General features: G+C 58.0%; 19 protein-coding genes. 7 read left to right on the top strand and 12 right to left on the bottom strand.

Annotation, left to right across the window (positions count from 1 at the left end):
- Together HCH_RS19440 and HCH_RS34295 are read right to left on the bottom strand one after the other, a co-directional pair.
- A complete protein-coding gene (locus HCH_RS19440; protein WP_011398123.1) occupies positions 1 to 981 on the bottom strand; it encodes an NADPH:quinone oxidoreductase family protein in 981 nt (326 codons plus the stop codon).
- Positions 982 to 1,179: 198 nt separating this feature from the next.
- Positions 1,180 to 1,317: a hypothetical protein gene (locus tag HCH_RS34295; RefSeq protein ID WP_011398125.1), complete on the bottom strand. Its 138-nt coding sequence runs from the start codon at positions 1,315 to 1,317 to the stop codon at positions 1,180 to 1,182.
- Between the two features lie 255 nt (positions 1,318 to 1,572).
- On the opposite strand from HCH_RS34295, the gene pdsR reads away from it, so the two are divergent.
- Complete coding sequence (gene pdsR, locus HCH_RS19445) at positions 1,573 to 2,274, top strand: proteobacterial dedicated sortase system response regulator (RefSeq protein WP_011398126.1); 702 nt, start codon at positions 1,573 to 1,575, stop codon at positions 2,272 to 2,274.
- An 8-nt stretch (positions 2,275 to 2,282) separates the two neighbouring features.
- Positions 2,283 to 4,244 carry a proteobacterial dedicated sortase system histidine kinase gene (pdsS, locus tag HCH_RS19450; protein ID WP_011398127.1) on the top strand — a complete coding sequence of 654 codons (1,962 nt, stop codon included), beginning with the start codon at positions 2,283 to 2,285 and terminating at the stop codon, positions 4,242 to 4,244.
- Between the two features lie 115 nt (positions 4,245 to 4,359).
- Here pdsS and mtnA read toward each other — a convergent pair whose 3' ends face one another.
- The gene (mtnA, locus tag HCH_RS19455; protein WP_011398128.1) at positions 4,360 to 5,385 is read right to left on the bottom strand and encodes an S-methyl-5-thioribose-1-phosphate isomerase; all 1,026 of its coding nucleotides are present in this window, start codon (positions 5,383 to 5,385) and stop codon (positions 4,360 to 4,362) included.
- Between the two features lie 166 nt (positions 5,386 to 5,551).
- Between mtnA and HCH_RS19460 the strand changes: the two genes are divergently transcribed.
- The 5 genes from HCH_RS19460 to HCH_RS19480 all read left to right on the top strand — a co-directional run bounded on the left by HCH_RS19460 (position 5,552) and on the right by HCH_RS19480 (position 9,684).
- A complete protein-coding gene (locus HCH_RS19460) occupies positions 5,552 to 6,886 on the top strand; it encodes a TRZ/ATZ family hydrolase (RefSeq protein ID WP_011398129.1) in 1,335 nt (444 codons plus the stop codon).
- Positions 6,887 to 6,957: 71 nt separating this feature from the next.
- Positions 6,958 to 7,674 carry a bifunctional 2-polyprenyl-6-hydroxyphenol methylase/3-demethylubiquinol 3-O-methyltransferase UbiG gene (gene ubiG / locus HCH_RS19465; protein WP_011398130.1) on the top strand — a complete coding sequence of 239 codons (717 nt, stop codon included), beginning with the start codon at positions 6,958 to 6,960 and terminating at the stop codon, positions 7,672 to 7,674.
- A complete protein-coding gene (locus HCH_RS19470) occupies positions 7,674 to 8,354 on the top strand; it encodes an HAD family hydrolase (RefSeq protein ID WP_011398131.1) in 681 nt (226 codons plus the stop codon). The genes ubiG and HCH_RS19470 overlap by 1 nt, the downstream gene beginning before the upstream one ends.
- 143 nt (positions 8,355 to 8,497) lie before the next feature.
- Positions 8,498 to 9,175 (top strand): YciK family oxidoreductase, encoded by a 678-nt coding sequence (locus HCH_RS19475; RefSeq protein WP_420794878.1) that lies wholly within the window; start codon positions 8,498 to 8,500, stop codon positions 9,173 to 9,175.
- A 62-nt stretch (positions 9,176 to 9,237) separates the two neighbouring features.
- Positions 9,238 to 9,684 carry a DUF1499 domain-containing protein gene (locus HCH_RS19480; RefSeq protein WP_011398133.1) on the top strand — a complete coding sequence of 149 codons (447 nt, stop codon included), beginning with the start codon at positions 9,238 to 9,240 and terminating at the stop codon, positions 9,682 to 9,684.
- Positions 9,685 to 9,698: 14 nt separating this feature from the next.
- Here the strand turns inward: HCH_RS19480 and ccmI are convergent, their stop codons facing one another.
- The 9 genes from ccmI to ccmA form a co-directional block, all read right to left on the bottom strand.
- Entirely contained in the window at positions 9,699 to 10,952 is a 1,254-nt protein-coding gene (gene ccmI / locus HCH_RS19485; protein ID WP_011398134.1) for a c-type cytochrome biogenesis protein CcmI, read from the bottom strand.
- Positions 10,953 to 10,964: 12 nt separating this feature from the next.
- Positions 10,965 to 11,441: a cytochrome c-type biogenesis protein gene (locus HCH_RS19490; RefSeq protein WP_041599758.1), complete on the bottom strand. Its 477-nt coding sequence runs from the start codon at positions 11,439 to 11,441 to the stop codon at positions 10,965 to 10,967.
- A gap of 5 nt (positions 11,442 to 11,446) precedes the next feature.
- Positions 11,447 to 12,010 (bottom strand): DsbE family thiol:disulfide interchange protein, encoded by a 564-nt coding sequence (locus tag HCH_RS19495; protein WP_011398136.1) that lies wholly within the window; start codon positions 12,008 to 12,010, stop codon positions 11,447 to 11,449.
- Positions 12,010 to 14,031 carry a heme lyase CcmF/NrfE family subunit gene (locus HCH_RS19500; protein WP_011398137.1) on the bottom strand — a complete coding sequence of 674 codons (2,022 nt, stop codon included), beginning with the start codon at positions 14,029 to 14,031 and terminating at the stop codon, positions 12,010 to 12,012. Before HCH_RS19500 ends, HCH_RS19495 begins: the two co-directional genes overlap by 1 nt.
- A gap of 11 nt (positions 14,032 to 14,042) precedes the next feature.
- Positions 14,043 to 14,492 carry a cytochrome c maturation protein CcmE gene (gene ccmE, locus HCH_RS19505; RefSeq protein ID WP_011398138.1) on the bottom strand — a complete coding sequence of 150 codons (450 nt, stop codon included), beginning with the start codon at positions 14,490 to 14,492 and terminating at the stop codon, positions 14,043 to 14,045.
- Positions 14,489 to 14,668: a heme exporter protein CcmD gene (ccmD, locus tag HCH_RS19510; protein WP_011398139.1), complete on the bottom strand. Its 180-nt coding sequence runs from the start codon at positions 14,666 to 14,668 to the stop codon at positions 14,489 to 14,491. Before ccmD ends, ccmE begins: the two co-directional genes overlap by 4 nt.
- The gene (locus HCH_RS19515; protein WP_011398140.1) at positions 14,665 to 15,423 is read right to left on the bottom strand and encodes a heme ABC transporter permease; all 759 of its coding nucleotides are present in this window, start codon (positions 15,421 to 15,423) and stop codon (positions 14,665 to 14,667) included. Before HCH_RS19515 ends, ccmD begins: the two co-directional genes overlap by 4 nt.
- A gap of 88 nt (positions 15,424 to 15,511) precedes the next feature.
- Positions 15,512 to 16,198, bottom strand: coding sequence for a heme exporter protein CcmB (ccmB, locus tag HCH_RS19520; protein ID WP_041598808.1), 687 nt, complete (start codon positions 16,196 to 16,198; stop codon positions 15,512 to 15,514).
- Positions 16,195 to 16,830 carry a cytochrome c biogenesis heme-transporting ATPase CcmA gene (ccmA, locus tag HCH_RS19525; RefSeq protein WP_011398142.1) on the bottom strand — a complete coding sequence of 212 codons (636 nt, stop codon included), beginning with the start codon at positions 16,828 to 16,830 and terminating at the stop codon, positions 16,195 to 16,197. The genes ccmB and ccmA overlap by 4 nt, the downstream gene beginning before the upstream one ends.
- Positions 16,831 to 16,991: the final 161 nt, after the last annotated feature.

Consider the following 16,991-nt stretch of genomic DNA (forward strand, 5'->3'; position numbering starts at 1 on the left):
CTATTCCGCGATGCGCACCACCGCTTTACCCACCAGCCTGCGCTCCGCCATATCCGCAATCGCCTGCGCCGCCTGTTCAAATGGGTAAACTTTGCTGACTCGCGGTTTTATGCGGCCCTCCTGCATCCACTGGAACAGGCGTTGGAAATTCTGCAGATTGTCCTGCGGCTGACGCTGAGTAAAGGCGCCCCAGAACACGCCCACCACCTCGCACCCTTTCAGCAGGGTCAAATTGGCCGGCAGCTTGGGAATGTCTCCGCTGGCGAAGCCGACAACCAGATGTCGACCACCCCAGGCCATGGAGCGAAGCGCTTTGTCAGTCAGGGCGCCGCCAACCGGGTCGTAAACCACATCCACGCCGCGCCCCTCTGTCATTGCCTTAATAGCTTCTTTCAAGTCCGTTTCGGCGTAATTAATAGTCTCGTCCGCCCCCGCTTCTTCAGCTGCCGCCAGCTTTTCCGCTGAGCTGGCGGCAGCGATCACCTTGGCGCCCATGGCCTTGCCGATTTCCACCGCAGCCAGTCCTACGCCGCCGCCCGCGCCCAGCACCAACAGCGTTTCCCCGGCCTGCAGTCGGCCACGCTGAGTCAAAGCATGTATAGAGGTGCCGTAGGTCATGACGAATCCGGCCGCAACGATATCGTCTACGCCCGCAGGAACGGGGATCAGGTTGGATTCGGGAACCGCTACTTTTTGAGCAAAACCGCCCCACCCTGTCAGTCCCATGACGCGGTCGCCGGGCTTCAAGCGTTTCACTTTGTCGCCCACCGCACTGACCACGCCAACCACTTCCCCACCGGGACTGAAGGGCATGGGAGGCTGAAACTGGTATTTACCCTGAATGATCAGGGTATCGGGAAAATTAAGCCCGGCGGCTTTGACGTCCACCAGGACGTTGGCCCCGCTGACTTCAGGTTCGACAGTGTCTTCAATGACCAGCAAATCCGCCGGTCCATGCTCTTTGCACAGCAGCGCGCGCATGATGATCCCCTTTATTTTGATGAATATACTCAACAACCGGGGTTTGATTTGCTCATTTTATGATTTTGTCGCCGAATGAATCGGCGCGGCTCTTGCGGCTTAGGGGAGTATGAATCAGGGAAGGAAGTAACTCAACCGCATTGACCTGGGCGCGGTTGAGTTCCAGGAAAACGTTCGTGCATCTTGTCGCAGTGATAATCAGATCATTTGGTTGTCGATCATGAAACAAAGATTCTGTGCGCAAACAATTGCGGCGAAGGTCAGCAACGCCAAACCATAACGCATGGCTTTCGACTGTGATGGCGCGTTAGAGGCGTTTTGAAGTTTCTCGCTCATAGCGTATCTCCTCTTGGGTACAGCAGTGATGTTCCGGTTAAGCGACTGCGGGACACTCAGACTGTTTCTGTCAGTTTAGTAACCGTTTTGTTGCAGTCGTTTTACATTTCACTCAAGAATTAAGCGGTTTATCTGCTAAAAAACCGTCAAAGCGTCGATCAAAAAATGACGAATTGTGGCAATGCGCGCGGCTTCTCTTGAGCAGAGAAATTCAGCCGTGCTCTAATAGCGCCATTCTTTGTCGATAGGTGTGAAATGACCCGCAGAATTGCCTTAGTTGAAGACGAACCTCTGATCCGCGCCAATTACAGTGAAGCGTTGAAGAAACACGGCTATCAGGTGGAAACCTATGATTCCCGCCCTTCCGCCATGGAACGTTTCCGCGTACAACTGCCGGATCTGGTAATCATTGATGTGGGCCTGGGCTCCGATGTGGAAGGCGGTTTTGAGCTGTGTCGCGAAGTGCGCGGGTTGTCTTCACAGGTTCCCATTATCTTTCTGACCGCCCGGGACAGCGAGTTCGATCAGATATCCGGCCTGCGTCTGGGCGCCGATGATTATCTGACCAAAGATATCAGCATTCCCTATCTGCTCACCCGCATTGTCGCCCTCTTCCGTCGTCTGGACGCATTACAGGCCGCCAATCAGAAGCAGGACGAGTTGATCACCCGCGGGCAACTTAAACTCAACATCGATCGTATGCAGGCGTTCTGGAACGATGAGCCGATCATGCTGACGGTCACCGAGTTCTGGATTGTGCACGCCCTGGCGCGTCACCCCGGGCATGTCAAAAACCGCACCCAATTGATGGACGCCGCCAACGCCGTTCTCGACGACAGCACCATCACCTCGCATATCAAACGCATCCGCAAAAAGTTCCAGGCGGTGGACCCGGATTTCCGGGCGATTAACACCGCCTACGGCATGGGATACCGCTGGGATTCGACACAACCTTAGGCTGACGCATGAAATTACGTCGCCAGCTTATCCTGATCGCCTGCGTCATGCTGTTGCTGCCGTGGGCGGTCATCCAGTTCGCAAAACAGATAGAACAGAGTCTGCGGGAATCCCAACAGCAGAATCATATCCAGCTGGCGGGCTTTATCGCCTCCCTGCTGCGCCCGGAATGGCCGACGCCGGCATCGATAGGCGGACGCATTCTCAACGTGCGCCAGTATGATACGCCTGTTTATCTGGACGGCTATCAGGACGACTGGGCGGAAATTCCCGCCTTGTCTGGCCCCAAGCCGGACTCCATTCGCGCCGTCAAGGCCGCCACTGACGGCCAGGACCTGTATTTGTTGGTCGCCGCCAACGACGCATCCATTCAATACCAGCAGCCCAGCGCCCGCAGCCAGCCTGCGGACCATTTCGAACTGATCACCGGCTACCTTGCCGGGGGCAAGGCGGTGACGATGCTGGAAACGGAAGGTCCCGGACAGATCAAAGCCCGTCTGGCGGGGTCCTGGAGCAGCGTGCACGGCATGTGGCAGGAGGACGGCCCTGGATTCATCCTGGAGCTACGCATCCCCCTCGCATCGTTGCAGGACGGCTTCAGCCTGCGCTGGGTCGACATAGACAAATCCGCCGCCTGGGTATTCAACCGCAACACGCTGAATGTCCTGGGCAGCGACGCAGAGCCCATGTTGCTGAACTTCGCTCCGCCTGCACTGATTCACAAAGCTCAGGAATTAACCCCTGAATACACCCGTTTACGCTTGACCGACGCTCAGGGCGCGACCTTATTGGAGTACGACAACGACCTGATGCGCTACATCGGCATGCAGGACGACGTTTGGCGCATGGCCATGCGCCGCCTGGTGCGCTGGGCGGTAGACGGCGTCTCCCAGGCGGAGGAATCAAGGCCGATCGCCGCCGATGCGCCGCGCTCCACGTGGGACGCCAGCGCCACATCGGAACTCGCCAACCTGATAACGCGCTATCCCGTTAAAAGCGAGACAGGCGAATTATTGGGCTGGGTGCAGTTGGAGCAACGCACGCCGCAGATCGCCGCTGTGGCCAATGACGCTTTATTCGCGGCAGTAGGCGGGTCCGTGGCGCTATTGATCATTATCATGCTCATTTTGTTCGGCTATGCCTCCTGGCTATCCTGGCGCATCACGCATCTGAGCAAGGATATCGTTTCCGCGCTGGACACTGAAACCAAGTTCAGCGGTCGATTCCAGGCTTCGCGCCTGCCGGATGAGCTGGGGGATCTATCGCGCAGTTTCAGCGAAATGCTGACCCAACTGCGCAGCTACTCGGAATATATGGAGTCTTTCGCCAGCAAGCTGACCCACGAGTGTCGCACGCCCCTGGCTATCGTCAGCTCCTCCTTGCAATTGCTGGAAAGCGCCGCCGATGAACAGGAAAAGCAGGAGTATCTGGGTCGCGCCCGCGCCGGGGCGGAACGCATCAGCGCCCTGCTCACCGCCATGCGACAGGCGTCGCGGCTGGAAGCCACAATTCAGACGCAAAGCGTTGAAGCCTTCGATTTGAGCGAGCTTATAAGTGAGCTACAGCAGTCTTACCGCCCCCTCGTAGAGCCGCGCAGGCTGGAGCTTGAGTTGCCAGAGACGCCTATGGTGGCGGACATTTCCGCCGAGCTGATCGCGCAAGCAGTGGACAAATTACTGGAGAACGCCAGGGACTTTACCAAGCCGGACGGGGTCATTTACATCGGCGTCGAAGAAACTAAACAGGAGCGCTGGATCTTTGTCGAAAACGAAGGCGATCCGATTCCGGAAGACATAAAGGAAAAACTGTTTACGCCCTTTATGAGCGTGCGCCAGGACGGCGGCCAGGAGTTACACCTGGGCCTGGGGTTGGTCATCGTCAAGCTGATCGCTGAATTCCATCAGGCGCGGATCAAAGTAGAAAACACGGCTCGCGGCGTGCGCTTCGCGATTGGGCTGCCGCGCGCCTGATCTCAAAGGTTATGCGCGGATCTTCCGACAACGGGCGGACAAATAGCAGCCCGAGAAGGAATATCATCCTCCCCGTATTCGCCTGCGCCCGCAAAATTAAGGAACGCGAGGGCGTCTATTGCAGTTTAAGCATCTTCTCCGCATTCGGACGCAACACCACGCCCCGTTCGGTAACGATAGCGTCGATCAACTCCGCCGGCGTTACGTCGAAAACAGGGTTGAAGGCATCGGCCTTTTCCGGCGCCAGCGGGGTTCCCTGCACGAACTTCAGTTCATCTGAAGTGCGTTCTTCAATAGGAATATCCGCGCCGCTGAACAGCTCGAAGTCAATGGTGCTGGAGGGCGCCGCCACCATAAACTTGACGCCGTGGTGGCGCGCCAGAACCGCCAGTCCATAAGTGCCGATTTTATTAGCGACATCGCCGTGAGCGGTAATGCGATCAGCGCCGACAATCACCCATTTCACAGCGCAGGTTTTCATGACGTGCGCCGCAGCGGAGTCAGCGATTAATTTGACGGGAATATCGTCCTGACAAAGCTCCCAGGCGGTCAGTCTGGCGCCTTGCAGCCAGGGGCGGGTTTCATCCGCAAACACTTCCGTCACCAGATCGCGCCGGTAGGCTGATCGAATCACGCCCAATGCGGTGCCATAGCCGCCGGTCGCCAGGCTGCCGGTGTTGCAATGCGTCAGCAGCGCGCCGCGTCCGCTTTCTGCGATCAGGTCAGCGCCTAACTCGCCCATGGTGAGGTTGGCTTGCAGGTCTTCTTCATGAATACGCGTCGCCTCTTCCACCAGCAATGGAAATAGATCCGCAACGGAAGCCCCGTCGATCAGACCCCGCATACGACGCAGAGCCCAGAACAAATTCACCGCGGTCGGACGCGAATCCGCCAGCGTTTCCAGGGCGCGATGCAGGCGGTCCCTGTCGGAACCGAACTCCGCGGCGGCCAACGCCACGCCATAGGCCGCCGCGATACCGATTGCAGGCGCTCCACGCACCACCATCTGACGAATGGCGTCAGCCACTTCAACGTGAGTGACGCAGTTAACATATGCTTCCTGCAGCGGCAGTTTGCGTTGATCTAGCAGAATAAGTTGGTTGTTCGCCCAGCGAATGGCGGAAACGGAAGATTGCGACATGTGGCGCGCCCCAATAAGTTGATCAAGTGGTCAGAAAACGGAACCGGGCGAAAATCTGCTGGTCCGGGCCGGCATTATACGCCATTTAAGCCCTGCGCCCTACTTATCCCCTTGTATTATAGGTATACTTGGCCGCTGATTTTGAATAGATATAGGAAGTGTAGCTGTGGCTCAAGAAAGCGTTGATTTATTGATAAATGCGCGTTGGGTTATCCCCGTCAGACCAGCGGGAGTCGTACTTGAAAACGCATCCGTCGCCGTCTCCGAAGGTAAAATTGTCGGCGTTTGCGAAGCCGCCGAGGCCAAGGCGCGTTATGTCGCCAAAGAGACCGTCGACCTGCCGAACCATGTTGTGGCGCCCGGCCTGATCAATACCCACGGCCACTTGGCCATGTCCCTGTTCCGCGGCATGGCGGACGACCTGCCTTTAATGGAGTGGTTGAGCCACCACATCTGGCCTGCGGAAGGCAAATGGGTCAGCGATGAATTCGTGCGCGACGGCTCCAAACTCGCTATGGCGGAAATGCTGCTGGGCGGCACCACCACTTTCAGCGACATGTACTTCTACCCGGATGCAGTGGCCGAAGAAGCCACCCGCCTCGGCATGCGCTGCCAGATCGTGTTCCCGGTCATCGACTTCCCGGTACCCGGCGCGGCGACGGCGGAAGAGTCCATCCACAAAGGCCTGGCCCTGCACGACGAATACAAGCACAGCGATCTGGTGCGCATCGGCTTCGGTCCTCATGCCCCCTACACCGTCTCCGACGACAAGTTCGAGCAAGTAGTAACGCTGGCCAACCAGCTGGATATGCCTGTACAGGTTCACCTTCACGAAACCGCCGGCGAAGTGCAGGAAGGTCTGGAGAAAACCGGCAAGCGCCCGACCGAACGTCTTCATGAGCTGGGCCTGCTGACTCCAAACACCCAATGCGTGCACATGACCCAGATTAACGAGCGCGACCTGGAAATTCTGCAGGAAACCGGGGCTCATGTCGTTCACTGCCCAGAATCCAACCTGAAGCTGGCCAGCGGTTTCTGTCCACTGGACCGTCTGCTGAAAGCCGGCGTGAACGTGGCTCTTGGCACCGACGGAGCCGCCAGCAACAACGATCTGGACATGCTGGGCGAATTGCAGACCGCCGCCATGCTGGCCAAAGCCGTGGCGCAGGACGCCGCCGCCGTCAGCGCTTTCCAGGCGTTGGAAATCGCCACTATCAACGGCGCCAAGGCGCTGGGTATGGAATCCGTCACCGGCTCTCTGGAAGCCGGCAAGTGGGCGGACATTATGGCGGTGGATCTGAGCGGGATCGAAGTGCAGCCGGTGTACCACGTCGCCTCGCACTTGGCGTATTCCACCAAATCCAGCCAGGTCAGTCATGTCTGGACCTCCGGTGTGGCGCAAGTAAAAGAACAGAAGTTGCTGAACATGGACGTCCGCGAGCTACGGACAAAAGTGGATGCATGGCGCGAGAAAATCGCCAACACCGCCGAAGCCAATTAAAATAGCCCGCCACAGCGAACGCATGGGGCCGCATCCCGGCCCCTTCCGACCAATTCAGAGGAAACGGATACATGACTCCCGTTGAGAACGTCGATCTGAGTGAAGTGAAAAAGTTTGAAGATCTCGCCCATCGCTGGTGGGATGCGGAAAGCGAATTCAAGCCCCTGCATGAGATCAACCCGCTGCGACTCGACTTTATTGACGAGCGCGCCGCCCTTCCCGGCAAAAGAGTGCTGGACGTAGGCTGCGGCGGCGGCATTCTCAGCGAGAGCATGGCGCGTCGCGGCGCTCACGTGGTCGGCATCGATATGGGCGAAGCGCCGTTGTCCGTGGCGCGCCTGCACGGGCTGGAGTCCGGCGTCAGCGTCGATTATCGCCGCACCACCATCGAGGAGCTGGCGGAAGCTGAAGCAGAGTCTTTCGATGTGGTGACCTGCATGGAGATGTTGGAGCATGTTCCCGACCCGGCTTCCGTCATCGCCGCCTGCGCTCGCGTCGCCAAACCCGGCGCAGATCTGTTCTTCTCCACCATTAACCGCAATCCCAAGTCCTTTCTGTTCGCCATCGTCGGCGCTGAGTACGTGCTGAAAATGCTGCCGCGGGGGACGCATGAATGGAAGAAGTTCATCAAACCCAGTGAACTGGCGGCCTGGTTGCGTAGCGCCGATCTCGATCTGTGCGAAATGCGGGGCATGACCTACAACCCACTACTGAAAGAATACAAGCTGGGCGACGACGTAGACGTCAACTACCTCATGCATGCGGTCAAACCGCTCAAGGACGCATGATGTCGGCGGCGCAACTTTACCGTCCGGAAGCGGTGTTTTTTGATCTGGACGGCACCCTGATCGACACCGCCCCCGACTTCTTCCGCGTGATGAACATGCAGCGCGGCCAGCGCGGCCTGCCCGCCATGGCGTACGAGGCCGTACGGAAAACCGTGTCAGACGGCGCGCGGGCGATGGTGAAACTGTCTTTCACCATGGAAGAAACGGACGCAGAATTTGAGCTTTTACGCCAGGAGCTGCTGGACCTGTATCTACGCCACATCGCCGTCGACAGCCGTCTTTTCGAAGGATATGAAGCGCTGCTGTCATTACTGGAAAGTCAGGGCGTCAGCTGGGGCGTCGTCACCAACAAACCCAGACTGTACAGCGAAGCGCTGCTGCAGGCGTTGGGCCTGAACTCCCGCATGGCTGCTCTGGTGTGTCCCGATGACGTCTCTCGCACCAAACCCGACCCCGAGCCCATGTTGCTGGCCTCTCGACTGGCGGACTGCGACCCGCAAAGGTGCTGGTATGTTGGCGACCATATTCGCGATATTCAGGCGGGAGCCAACGCCGGCATGCTTACCATCGCCGCCGCCTACGGCTATCTGGATGAGCCCGAATCCGCCCTGGCGTGGAATGCGGACCATGTGGCGCATTCCGTGGAGGACATCGCCGCCCTGCTGAAACAAGTGCTTTGAACTCCGCACGGGCGCTATAATCGAAAAACACCGCACATTAAAGACAGATCACGACGAGAGAAAACACGCATTATGTATTCCTACCAAGCCCCGCCGACCTTCTGCACGACCGCGTCATCCTGATCACAGGCGCGGGCGCGGGAATTGGCCGCGCGGCGGCGAAGACCTTCGCCCGACACGGCGCTACGATTATTCTCAGCGGCCGCACCACCAAGAAGCTGGAAGACGTCTATGATGAAATCGAAGCGGAAGGCGGCCCGAAACCCGCCATCTTCCCCGTCAACCTGGAAGGCGCTGTAGCGAAGGATTACGACGATCTGGCCAACGCCATTCGTGAAGAGTTCGGCCGACTTGACGGGGTGCTGCACAACGCCGCCATTCTCGGTCATCGCACCCCGCTGGAGCATTACGACCCGGACAGCTGGGCCCGCGTGATGCAGGTAAACGCCATGGCGCCCTTTCTGTTGACCCGGTCATTGATGCCGGTAATCCGCGAATCGGAAGACGCCTCCATTGTTTTCACTTCATCCAGCGTCGGTCGCAAAGGTAAAGCCTACTGGGGCGCTTACGCCGTATCCAAATTCGCCGTTGAAGGCATGATGCAGGTGCTGGCGGACGAACTGGACGACGATGACAAACGCATTCGCGTCAACAGCGTCAATCCCGGCGCCACTCGCACCGCCATGCGCGCTCTGGCTTATCCGGCGGAAGACGCCACGAAAAACCCAACGCCTGAAGAGATCATGAACGTCTATCTTTATCTGATGGGTAAAGACAGCATTGGCGTTACCGGTCAGGCATTCAACGCACAAGGCGACTGATCTTGCAGCTGTATTTCACGCCTTAATCAAGGTCTGCGCCAACACGCAGCGGAGAAGGAGCGATGAACAACACAGCAAAGTGGACAATCTTTTTCTTCGCCGCAGGTCTCAGCGCCTGCGGCAGCACGCCTCCAGCGGGACTGGGAGCCCATGACGGACGATTGTCCTCCTGCCCTGAAAGCCCTAACTGCGTGAGCAGCTTTAGCGACCCCAGCGACGCGGAGCACTTCATTACCCCCCTGTACAACGACAAAGCGGCTCAAATGTGGGAGCGACTGCCCACTGTTTTGGAAAGCGCCGGCAATATCCGCATCATTCAACGTAAACCCGACTACATCCGTGCGGAAGCCACGTCCTTCGTCTTTCGCTTTGTGGACGATGTAGAGTTTCTGTTAGACAGGGAGGCCGGGGTGATACATCTGCGCTCGGCGTCCCGACTGGGTTATCGGGACTTCGGCGTCAATCGGGAAAGGCTGGAGGAAATCAAGGCGGCGCTACTCAGCGAGTAGCGCCATCAGCGCGCTTACTGCACCTGTTGATCGATCACCAGGTCAAGCGGTTCGCTCTGGGTTCGCAGCTCGATTGGGCCGACCACGCCCTGTAAGTCTCCCGGCTGAGGCTGAGGCGAGCCGGACTTAGATACCCGCGCGACCACTTCGACGGTTTCGGCGGAAGACAGCTTCGCCATCGGCCCCATGGCCATGGAGTCATCCAGGGTCACACTGACTGGCAGCTCGCTGACAGTTTTACGCACCACCGCCAATGGCATACGCGTACCGTCTGCAGGACGCGCGAGAATAAACACGGTATCGCCCGGCTCGGCTTTGGCGCTCAAACTTTCTCCCAGACTGACTTGCAGTTGCAGGCTGGCGCCGCCCGCCGCCTGTGCGGGTTGCTGAGCCTCCTGCTCCGCAGCCAGTTGCTCCGCTCTCGCCACGCCATTGCGAATCGCCGCGGCGTTGGGGTCGTTCGGGTTCAGCTCGACAATACGGCGCCAGAACTTGGCGGCTTCAGCGTAGCGCTGTTCCTGGAACGCCGCCACGCCCAGAATACTCAGTGAACTGCCTTCGTTGGGGTCGGTTTTCAGGGCCTGCTCCAACGCCGCTCTGACCGGAGCGCTCAAGCGCCCTTCCTTGAAGAACAGCGCCTGCGCGCGCAACCCATGGGCGCCAGCGGGGTTTTCGCCTTCCGCCGTCAACAACTCCGCCAGGCGACGAAACGCCTCCTCTGCTTCCACGTAGCGCTGCATGGTCATCAGTGAACGCCCCAATAGCGCCCAACCTTCTATGTTCTCGGGCTGCTCCAATAGACGATCGCGCAAACGACGCAGAATCTCTTCAGGGTCGTTTCCGGCCAACGCCAACTGCAGGCGAGTTTCTTTCATCCACTCCACCTGACGCAGGCCTTTATAGTCGCCAAACTGGTGATACATCAACAGCGCGGCGGCGGGAACGCCCACAACGACCAGCACCAGTATCAGAATCTGTCGCAGGCGGCTGCTGCGGTACGCCATGCTTTGCGCGCCCGGCTCAGCATCGTTCAGCAGCGACTTTTCCAGTTCAATATGCAGATCGTGAAACTCCGCGTCGCTGATTAGCCCCGCCTGCAGCTCCGCTCGCAATTCCGTCAGGCGGTCTTCGAACAACGCCACGTTGGCGGTGTCGCAACGCGCGCCCGCACCCTGTGAACCGGATTTGAGGATGGACAACAAAGGAAAGGCGATGATCGCTATCGCCAAAACCGCCAGAAGGACGATAGCCAGCCAGAATACTGTCATTCGGAGTGCCTGTTATTTCTGCTCAGATTCTTCGGAAGAGGTTTGCTGCAATAGCGCCCGCAGACGCGCTTGTTCGTCGTCGCTCAAGTCAGTCGTCTCGCCCTGTGAGCGGCGTCTGCGACGGGCGATGTACAGGAGAACGGACAAGCCCAGGGTCACCACAGTGACCGGCCCCAGCCATAAAACGGCGGTCTGGGCGTTCAGGCGCGGTCGGTACAACACAAAATCGCCATAGCGGGCCACCATGAAGTCAACGATGTCGTCGTCGCTCTTCCCTTCTTCGATCATACGATGCACTTCACGGCGCAAATCTTTGGCGATGGGCGCGGTGGAGTCGGAGATATTCTGGTTCTGACACAGGGGACAACGCAGTTCATAAGTCAGTGTTTGATAGCGCTCGCGACCTTCTTCGCTGCTGAACTGATAATCGTCAATCGCCCACACGGCGGCGGAAGCCCACAGAGCCGTCAGACATACCAACCGTCGCAATGCGCTCATGTTCCTGGCTCCTCAATCCCATTGGCGTTCGCCATTTTCAGATTACGCAGCATGGGCGCCAGCGTTTCCCGCCAGACTTTTTCGTTCACCACGCCCACATGGCGGTAACGAATCACGCCAGCGGCGTCGATAACGTAAGTCTCAGGCGCGCCATAAACGCCCAGGTCCAATCCCAGACGGCCTTCCGGGTCAAAAATTACGAAGCGGTAGGGGTCCTCTAACGCCTCAAGCCACTTCTTCGCCGCCTCACGATCGTCCTTGTAGTTCAGACCGATCACCGGCACGTTGTATTCTTTCGCCAATTTCAGCAGATAAGGATGCTCCACCCGACAGGAAGGGCACCAGGTCGCCCAGACATTCAGCAACATAGGCTCGCCCTTGAGATCCGCCGGCGTCATTTCCCGGTCAGGATTGTACAGCTCGCCCAACTTGAACGCCGGCACAGGCTGATCCTTGCGCGCCAGCTCCAGCTTGGACGGATCGTTGTCTATATTCTGGTTGAACAGAATGACGACTGCGACGAACGCCAATAGAGGAATAAACAAGAAAAACCGCTTCATCACGCCTGCTGTCCTCCCAGAGCGTCGGCCTCGCCATTCGACTTCCGACCGTCGCCGCTATCCATGGCTTCCGCCGCCGTAAGCCTGCGTTTCAACTTGATGCGATAACGCCTGTCCGCCACCGCCAGGAAACCACCCCAGGCCATGAATACGCCGCCCAACCAGAGCCAGCGCACAAAGGGCTTGTATTGCACGCGCATGGTCCAGGACTCGTCATCCAGAGATTCGCCCAAAGAAACGTAGAGATCCCGGAACAGTCCTGGATCGATGCCCGCTTCCGTCATCACATTACCGGACACCTGATAGCGGCGCTTTTCCGGATGCAGAACATGCAACACTTCACCGTCGCTGTCGAGAATCGAAATGGTGGCGCGATCGCCAATAAAGTTTGGACCGCGACGCTGGGTTTCTTCGTCAAAACGGAAGGTGAAGCCCGCCAGCTCAACAGATTGCCCCGGCGCCAGGCGCACGTCCCGCTCCAGCGTGTATTGCGACACCATGGTCGCGCCAACGATGGTCACCGCCAGGCCCAGATGGCCCAACACCATACCTTTGTAGCTACGGGAAGTACGCAACCAGCCACGTACGCGTCCTTGAGAGGAAGCGCTTTTGAGCCAGGCGTCGCGCAGAGTCGCGGCGAACAACCATACGGCGATAAAAACGCCAATAACCGCCATCAAAAGGATTTCCCCATACATCCAGGGAATCGCAACGGAAAGAACTGCGCTGACCGACAAAAGCATGGGGACAGGACCCAGCAGCTGCGCGGCTTTGGTGTCCTTCCAGTGACTGTACATGCCTATGCCCATCACGATGACCAATAAAGGGGCCAACAGGGAGAACATCAAATTGAAATAGGGAGCGCCGACGGAGATTTCCTTATCCATCCACTCCGCCACCAACGGAGCCAATGTGCCGATCAATACTGTCAGCATAGCGACCACAAGAATAATGTTGTTAACCAGCAGGAACACTTCCCGGGAGGTTTCGCTGAAGCCAATGCGGCTTTTCACTACTGGCGCGCGCAAGGCGTATAGCAGCAGCGAGCCGCCAATCACCACGCCCAGCATCATGAGCACGAAGCGCCCCCGTTCAGGATCTGAGGCGAAAGCATGCACTGAGGTCAAAATGCCGGAGCGAACCAGAAAGGTGCCCAGCAGGCTAAGCGAGAAAGCAAATATCGCCAGCAAGACGGTCCAGCTTTTGAAAACGCCGCGCTTTTCCGTCGCCGCCAGGGAGTGCATCAAAGCCGTGCCCGCCAACCAGGGCATAAAGGACGCGTTTTCTACCGGGTCCCAAAACCACCAGCCGCCCCAACCCAGTTCGTAGTAGGCCCACCAGCTGCCTAACGCGATGCCCAGAGTCAAAAACGCCCAGGCCACCGTCGTCCAGGGACGCGACCAGCGCGCCCATGCTGCGTCCAGGCGACCGCCCATCAGCGCAGCCACCGCAAATGCGAAAGCGACGGAGAAACCAACATAGCCCATATACAACATAGGCGGATGCACAATCAGACCGAAGTCCTGCAACAATGGGTTCAGGTCGGCGCCGTCCTGCGGCGAATTCGGCAGGTAGCGTAAGAAGGGGTTGGAGGTCAGCAGGATGAACAACATAAAGCCGATGCTGATCATGCCCATGACGCCCAGTACACGCGCCACCATCTCCAGCGGCAGTTGTTTGCTGAATTTGGCCACGGCGGCGGTCCAGCCGGTCAGAATCAACGCCCACAGTAGCAATGAGCCTTCGTGGCCGCCCCACACAGCGCTGAATTTGTAATACCAGGGCAACAGGCTATTGGAGTGCCCCGCCACATAGCGGACGCTGAAATCGTCCTGAAGAAAAGAGGTTGTTAACGCGGCGAACGCCACCGTGGCCATCAGAAACTGAGCGCCCGCCAAAGGACGGGATAATCGCATCCACAGACGATCGCCGATCCAGGCGCCGGCGATGGGCGTAACCGCCAACAAGATTGCGAAACAAAAACTTAAAATCAGTGCGAAGTGGCCTAGCTCAGCGATCATACGTCATTCCTTCAGTAAGTCTGCGCGGGCGCGGCGTCCTGCGCCTTGTCGAGGGCGCGCTGCACTTCCGGCGGCATGTATTTTTCATCGTGCTTGGCCAGCACTTCCTCCGCCTGGAACACGCCCTGCGCATCCAGCTTGCCGGTCGCGACGATGCCCTGCCCCTCTCGGAACAGATCGGGCAGAATGCCGGTGTATTTGACGTCAACGTTGCTGTTGTAATCCGTCACAGTGAAGGCCACCGCCAAAGACTGCCCGTCTCTGCTCACGCTACCGTCAACCACCATGCCGCCGACGCGAATGCTTTTGTCCACGGGAGCAGCGCCTTGCGCCACTTCAGTAGGATTATAAAAGTGATTCACGTTACTGCTGAGCGCAGCCATGATCAAACCGACGGTCGCGCTGACGCCGATCACCAGGAATGACACAATAATTAGACGCTGCTTGCGCTTGGGATTCATTGGGACGCCTTCTCCCTTCTATACTGCTGGGACAATCTTTTGACGAGGCCATCGCGCTTTAGTTTCGGCGCAGCCAGGTTATACAGGAACACCAGTCCGCCCGCGCCATAGGCCAACCAGACGTAAAGACCATGGCCGCCCATTGCGAAAAATTCATTGAGGCTTTCGAAGTTCATACTTTCCCCTCTTTCGCCAATAGCTCGCGGACCCATAGGGTACGGCGTTCACGCTCGATTATCTCATTACGACTTCGTAAGAAAAGCGAATAACCGAAGAAGCAATAAACGCCTATCACCATCACCAATAACGGCGCCCACATTTCCACCGGCATATCAGGCTTTTCCGTTAGCTTGAAGGTGGCGGGCTGATGCAGGGTGCGCCACCATTCCACGGAGTATTTGATGATGGGAATATTCACCACGCCAACCAGACTCAATACCGCCGCCGCTCTACCAGCGGTGATTTTGTCTTCGATGGCGGCTTCCAGGGCGATAATGCCGAAATACAGGAACAGCAAAATGAGCATGGCGGTAAGACGCGCGTCCCACTCCCACCATGTTCCCCAAGTGGGTTTACCCCAGACCGCTCCGGTGAATAACGCCAAAAAACAGAAAGACGCGCCTATCGGCGCTGCGCACTTCAGCACTACATCCGCCATTTTCATGCGCCAGACCAGGCTGACGAAGCCGGCGACAGCCATAATCATGTAGCAGGACTGCGCCAGGATTGCGGCGGGGACGTGCAGATAAATAATGCGGAAGCTATTGCCCTGCTGATAATCCTGGGGCGCAAACGCCAGCCCCCAGACGATGCCGACAGGCAGCAGGATCAACGCGCCCCAACCGAGCCAGAACGACCACACCAGACTGCGCTCGTAAAACCATTTGGGCGAACCCCATCGGTGAAACCACTGTTTAAATGCTTCCCACATAATCGCTTCTGTTATCTGTATTCAAGCTATTCAGTCCGCCGCCGCGTCGCCCGCACAAGAAGACGCCGCGCCAACCTGTTCTATTGTCTCAGTTGGAGACGCTTATTTTAAGCGCAGCCGCCGCGGCGAAAGGCGCCAATGTCAGCGACAGCGCCAGTATTGCGCCCAGCATGGCCAGCGTAGAGGTGTAATCCATACCGGCCGCCGCGCTCTGCACCATGCCGGTTCCGAAGATCAGCACGGGAATATACAGGGGCAGCACCAACAATGAAATCAAAACCCCGCCCACGCGCAACCCGACCGTCAAGGCGGCGCCAATGGCGCCAATCAGACTGAGAACCGGCGCGCCCACCAACAGCGACAGCATCAAGACGCCAAGTAAGCCTTCGTCGACGTGCAGCATCAGAGCCAGCACCGGGCTTAGCAACAGCAAGGGCAGCCCGGTGGTCAACCAGTGCGCGAACACCTTCGCCAGCACCAGAATAAACAAGGGCTGGGGGGCCAGCGTCAGTTGCTCCAGCGATCCATCTTCATGATCCGCCCGAAATAATGCATCCAGAGAAAGCAACGTCGCCAGCAAGGAGGCCACCCAAACGACTCCGGCGGCGGCAGGCGCCAAAAAGCTCTTTTCCGGTGAAACCCCCAAGGGAAACAGGCTGACCGCCATCACGAAAAACACCAGTGGATTGGCCAGTTCCTGAGGACGCCGGAACGCCAGCATCAAATCCCGTCGCACTACGGCGCAAAAACCCGCCCATACGCCTACTTCCGTCAAGACACAGCCCCCAATTGGATGCGGCGCACTTCGCCGGACAAATGCAAACTGTGATGCGTGGTCAAAATCACCGCGCCGCCGCCGTTAGCCTTTTCACGCAGCAGCGTTTCCAACTGCGCCACCCCCTTCTTATCAATGGCGGTGAAAGCTTCATCCAGCACCCACAGAGGCGCGGAGGACACGTGCAGGCGCGCCAGCGCGGCCCGACGCTGTTGTCCGGCGGACAAACTGTTGCAGGGCGAATATTCATAGCCGGCGAGACCCACCGTCTCCAGGGCGCTCATCATGCGTTCTTCATTCACGTCTTCACGCTGGGCGCACCAGGCGCGGAGGTTTTCCAACGGAGTCAACAGCGCTTTGACGCCAGTTTTATGGCCCAGGTACAGCAGTGAAGAAAGAAATTGCGGACGCGCCTGCGACATGCGTTCGCCACGCCAGAACAGTTCGCCCTGACGCAATGGGGCCAGTCCGCATAAAAGTTTGAGTAAAGTGGTTTTTCCGGCCCCGTTGGGGCCTTCTATCTGTACGACGTCCCCGGAATGGACGGAGAAGGACAGGTTTTCGAACAGGATACGGTCATCTCGCTCGCACTGGAGATTCTTGGCCTCAAGCAGAGGAGTTTGACCTGTCATAATTACTAAAGCAGCCTCTTGTATGCGCCTCTGGCGTGCAGGAAAACGCGGAACAACCGGAAATAAAGCGGCGCAAGAATAACAAATTGGCGCTTTTCCCGAAAAGTCGTCAACAATAACGGAAAAGAGTTAGAAAAGTGGCCCGCTCGCGCTTAAGCTTT

The sequence above is a fragment of the Hahella chejuensis KCTC 2396 genome (assembly GCF_000012985.1).
Classification (GTDB): domain Bacteria; phylum Pseudomonadota; class Gammaproteobacteria; order Pseudomonadales; family Oleiphilaceae; genus Hahella; species Hahella chejuensis.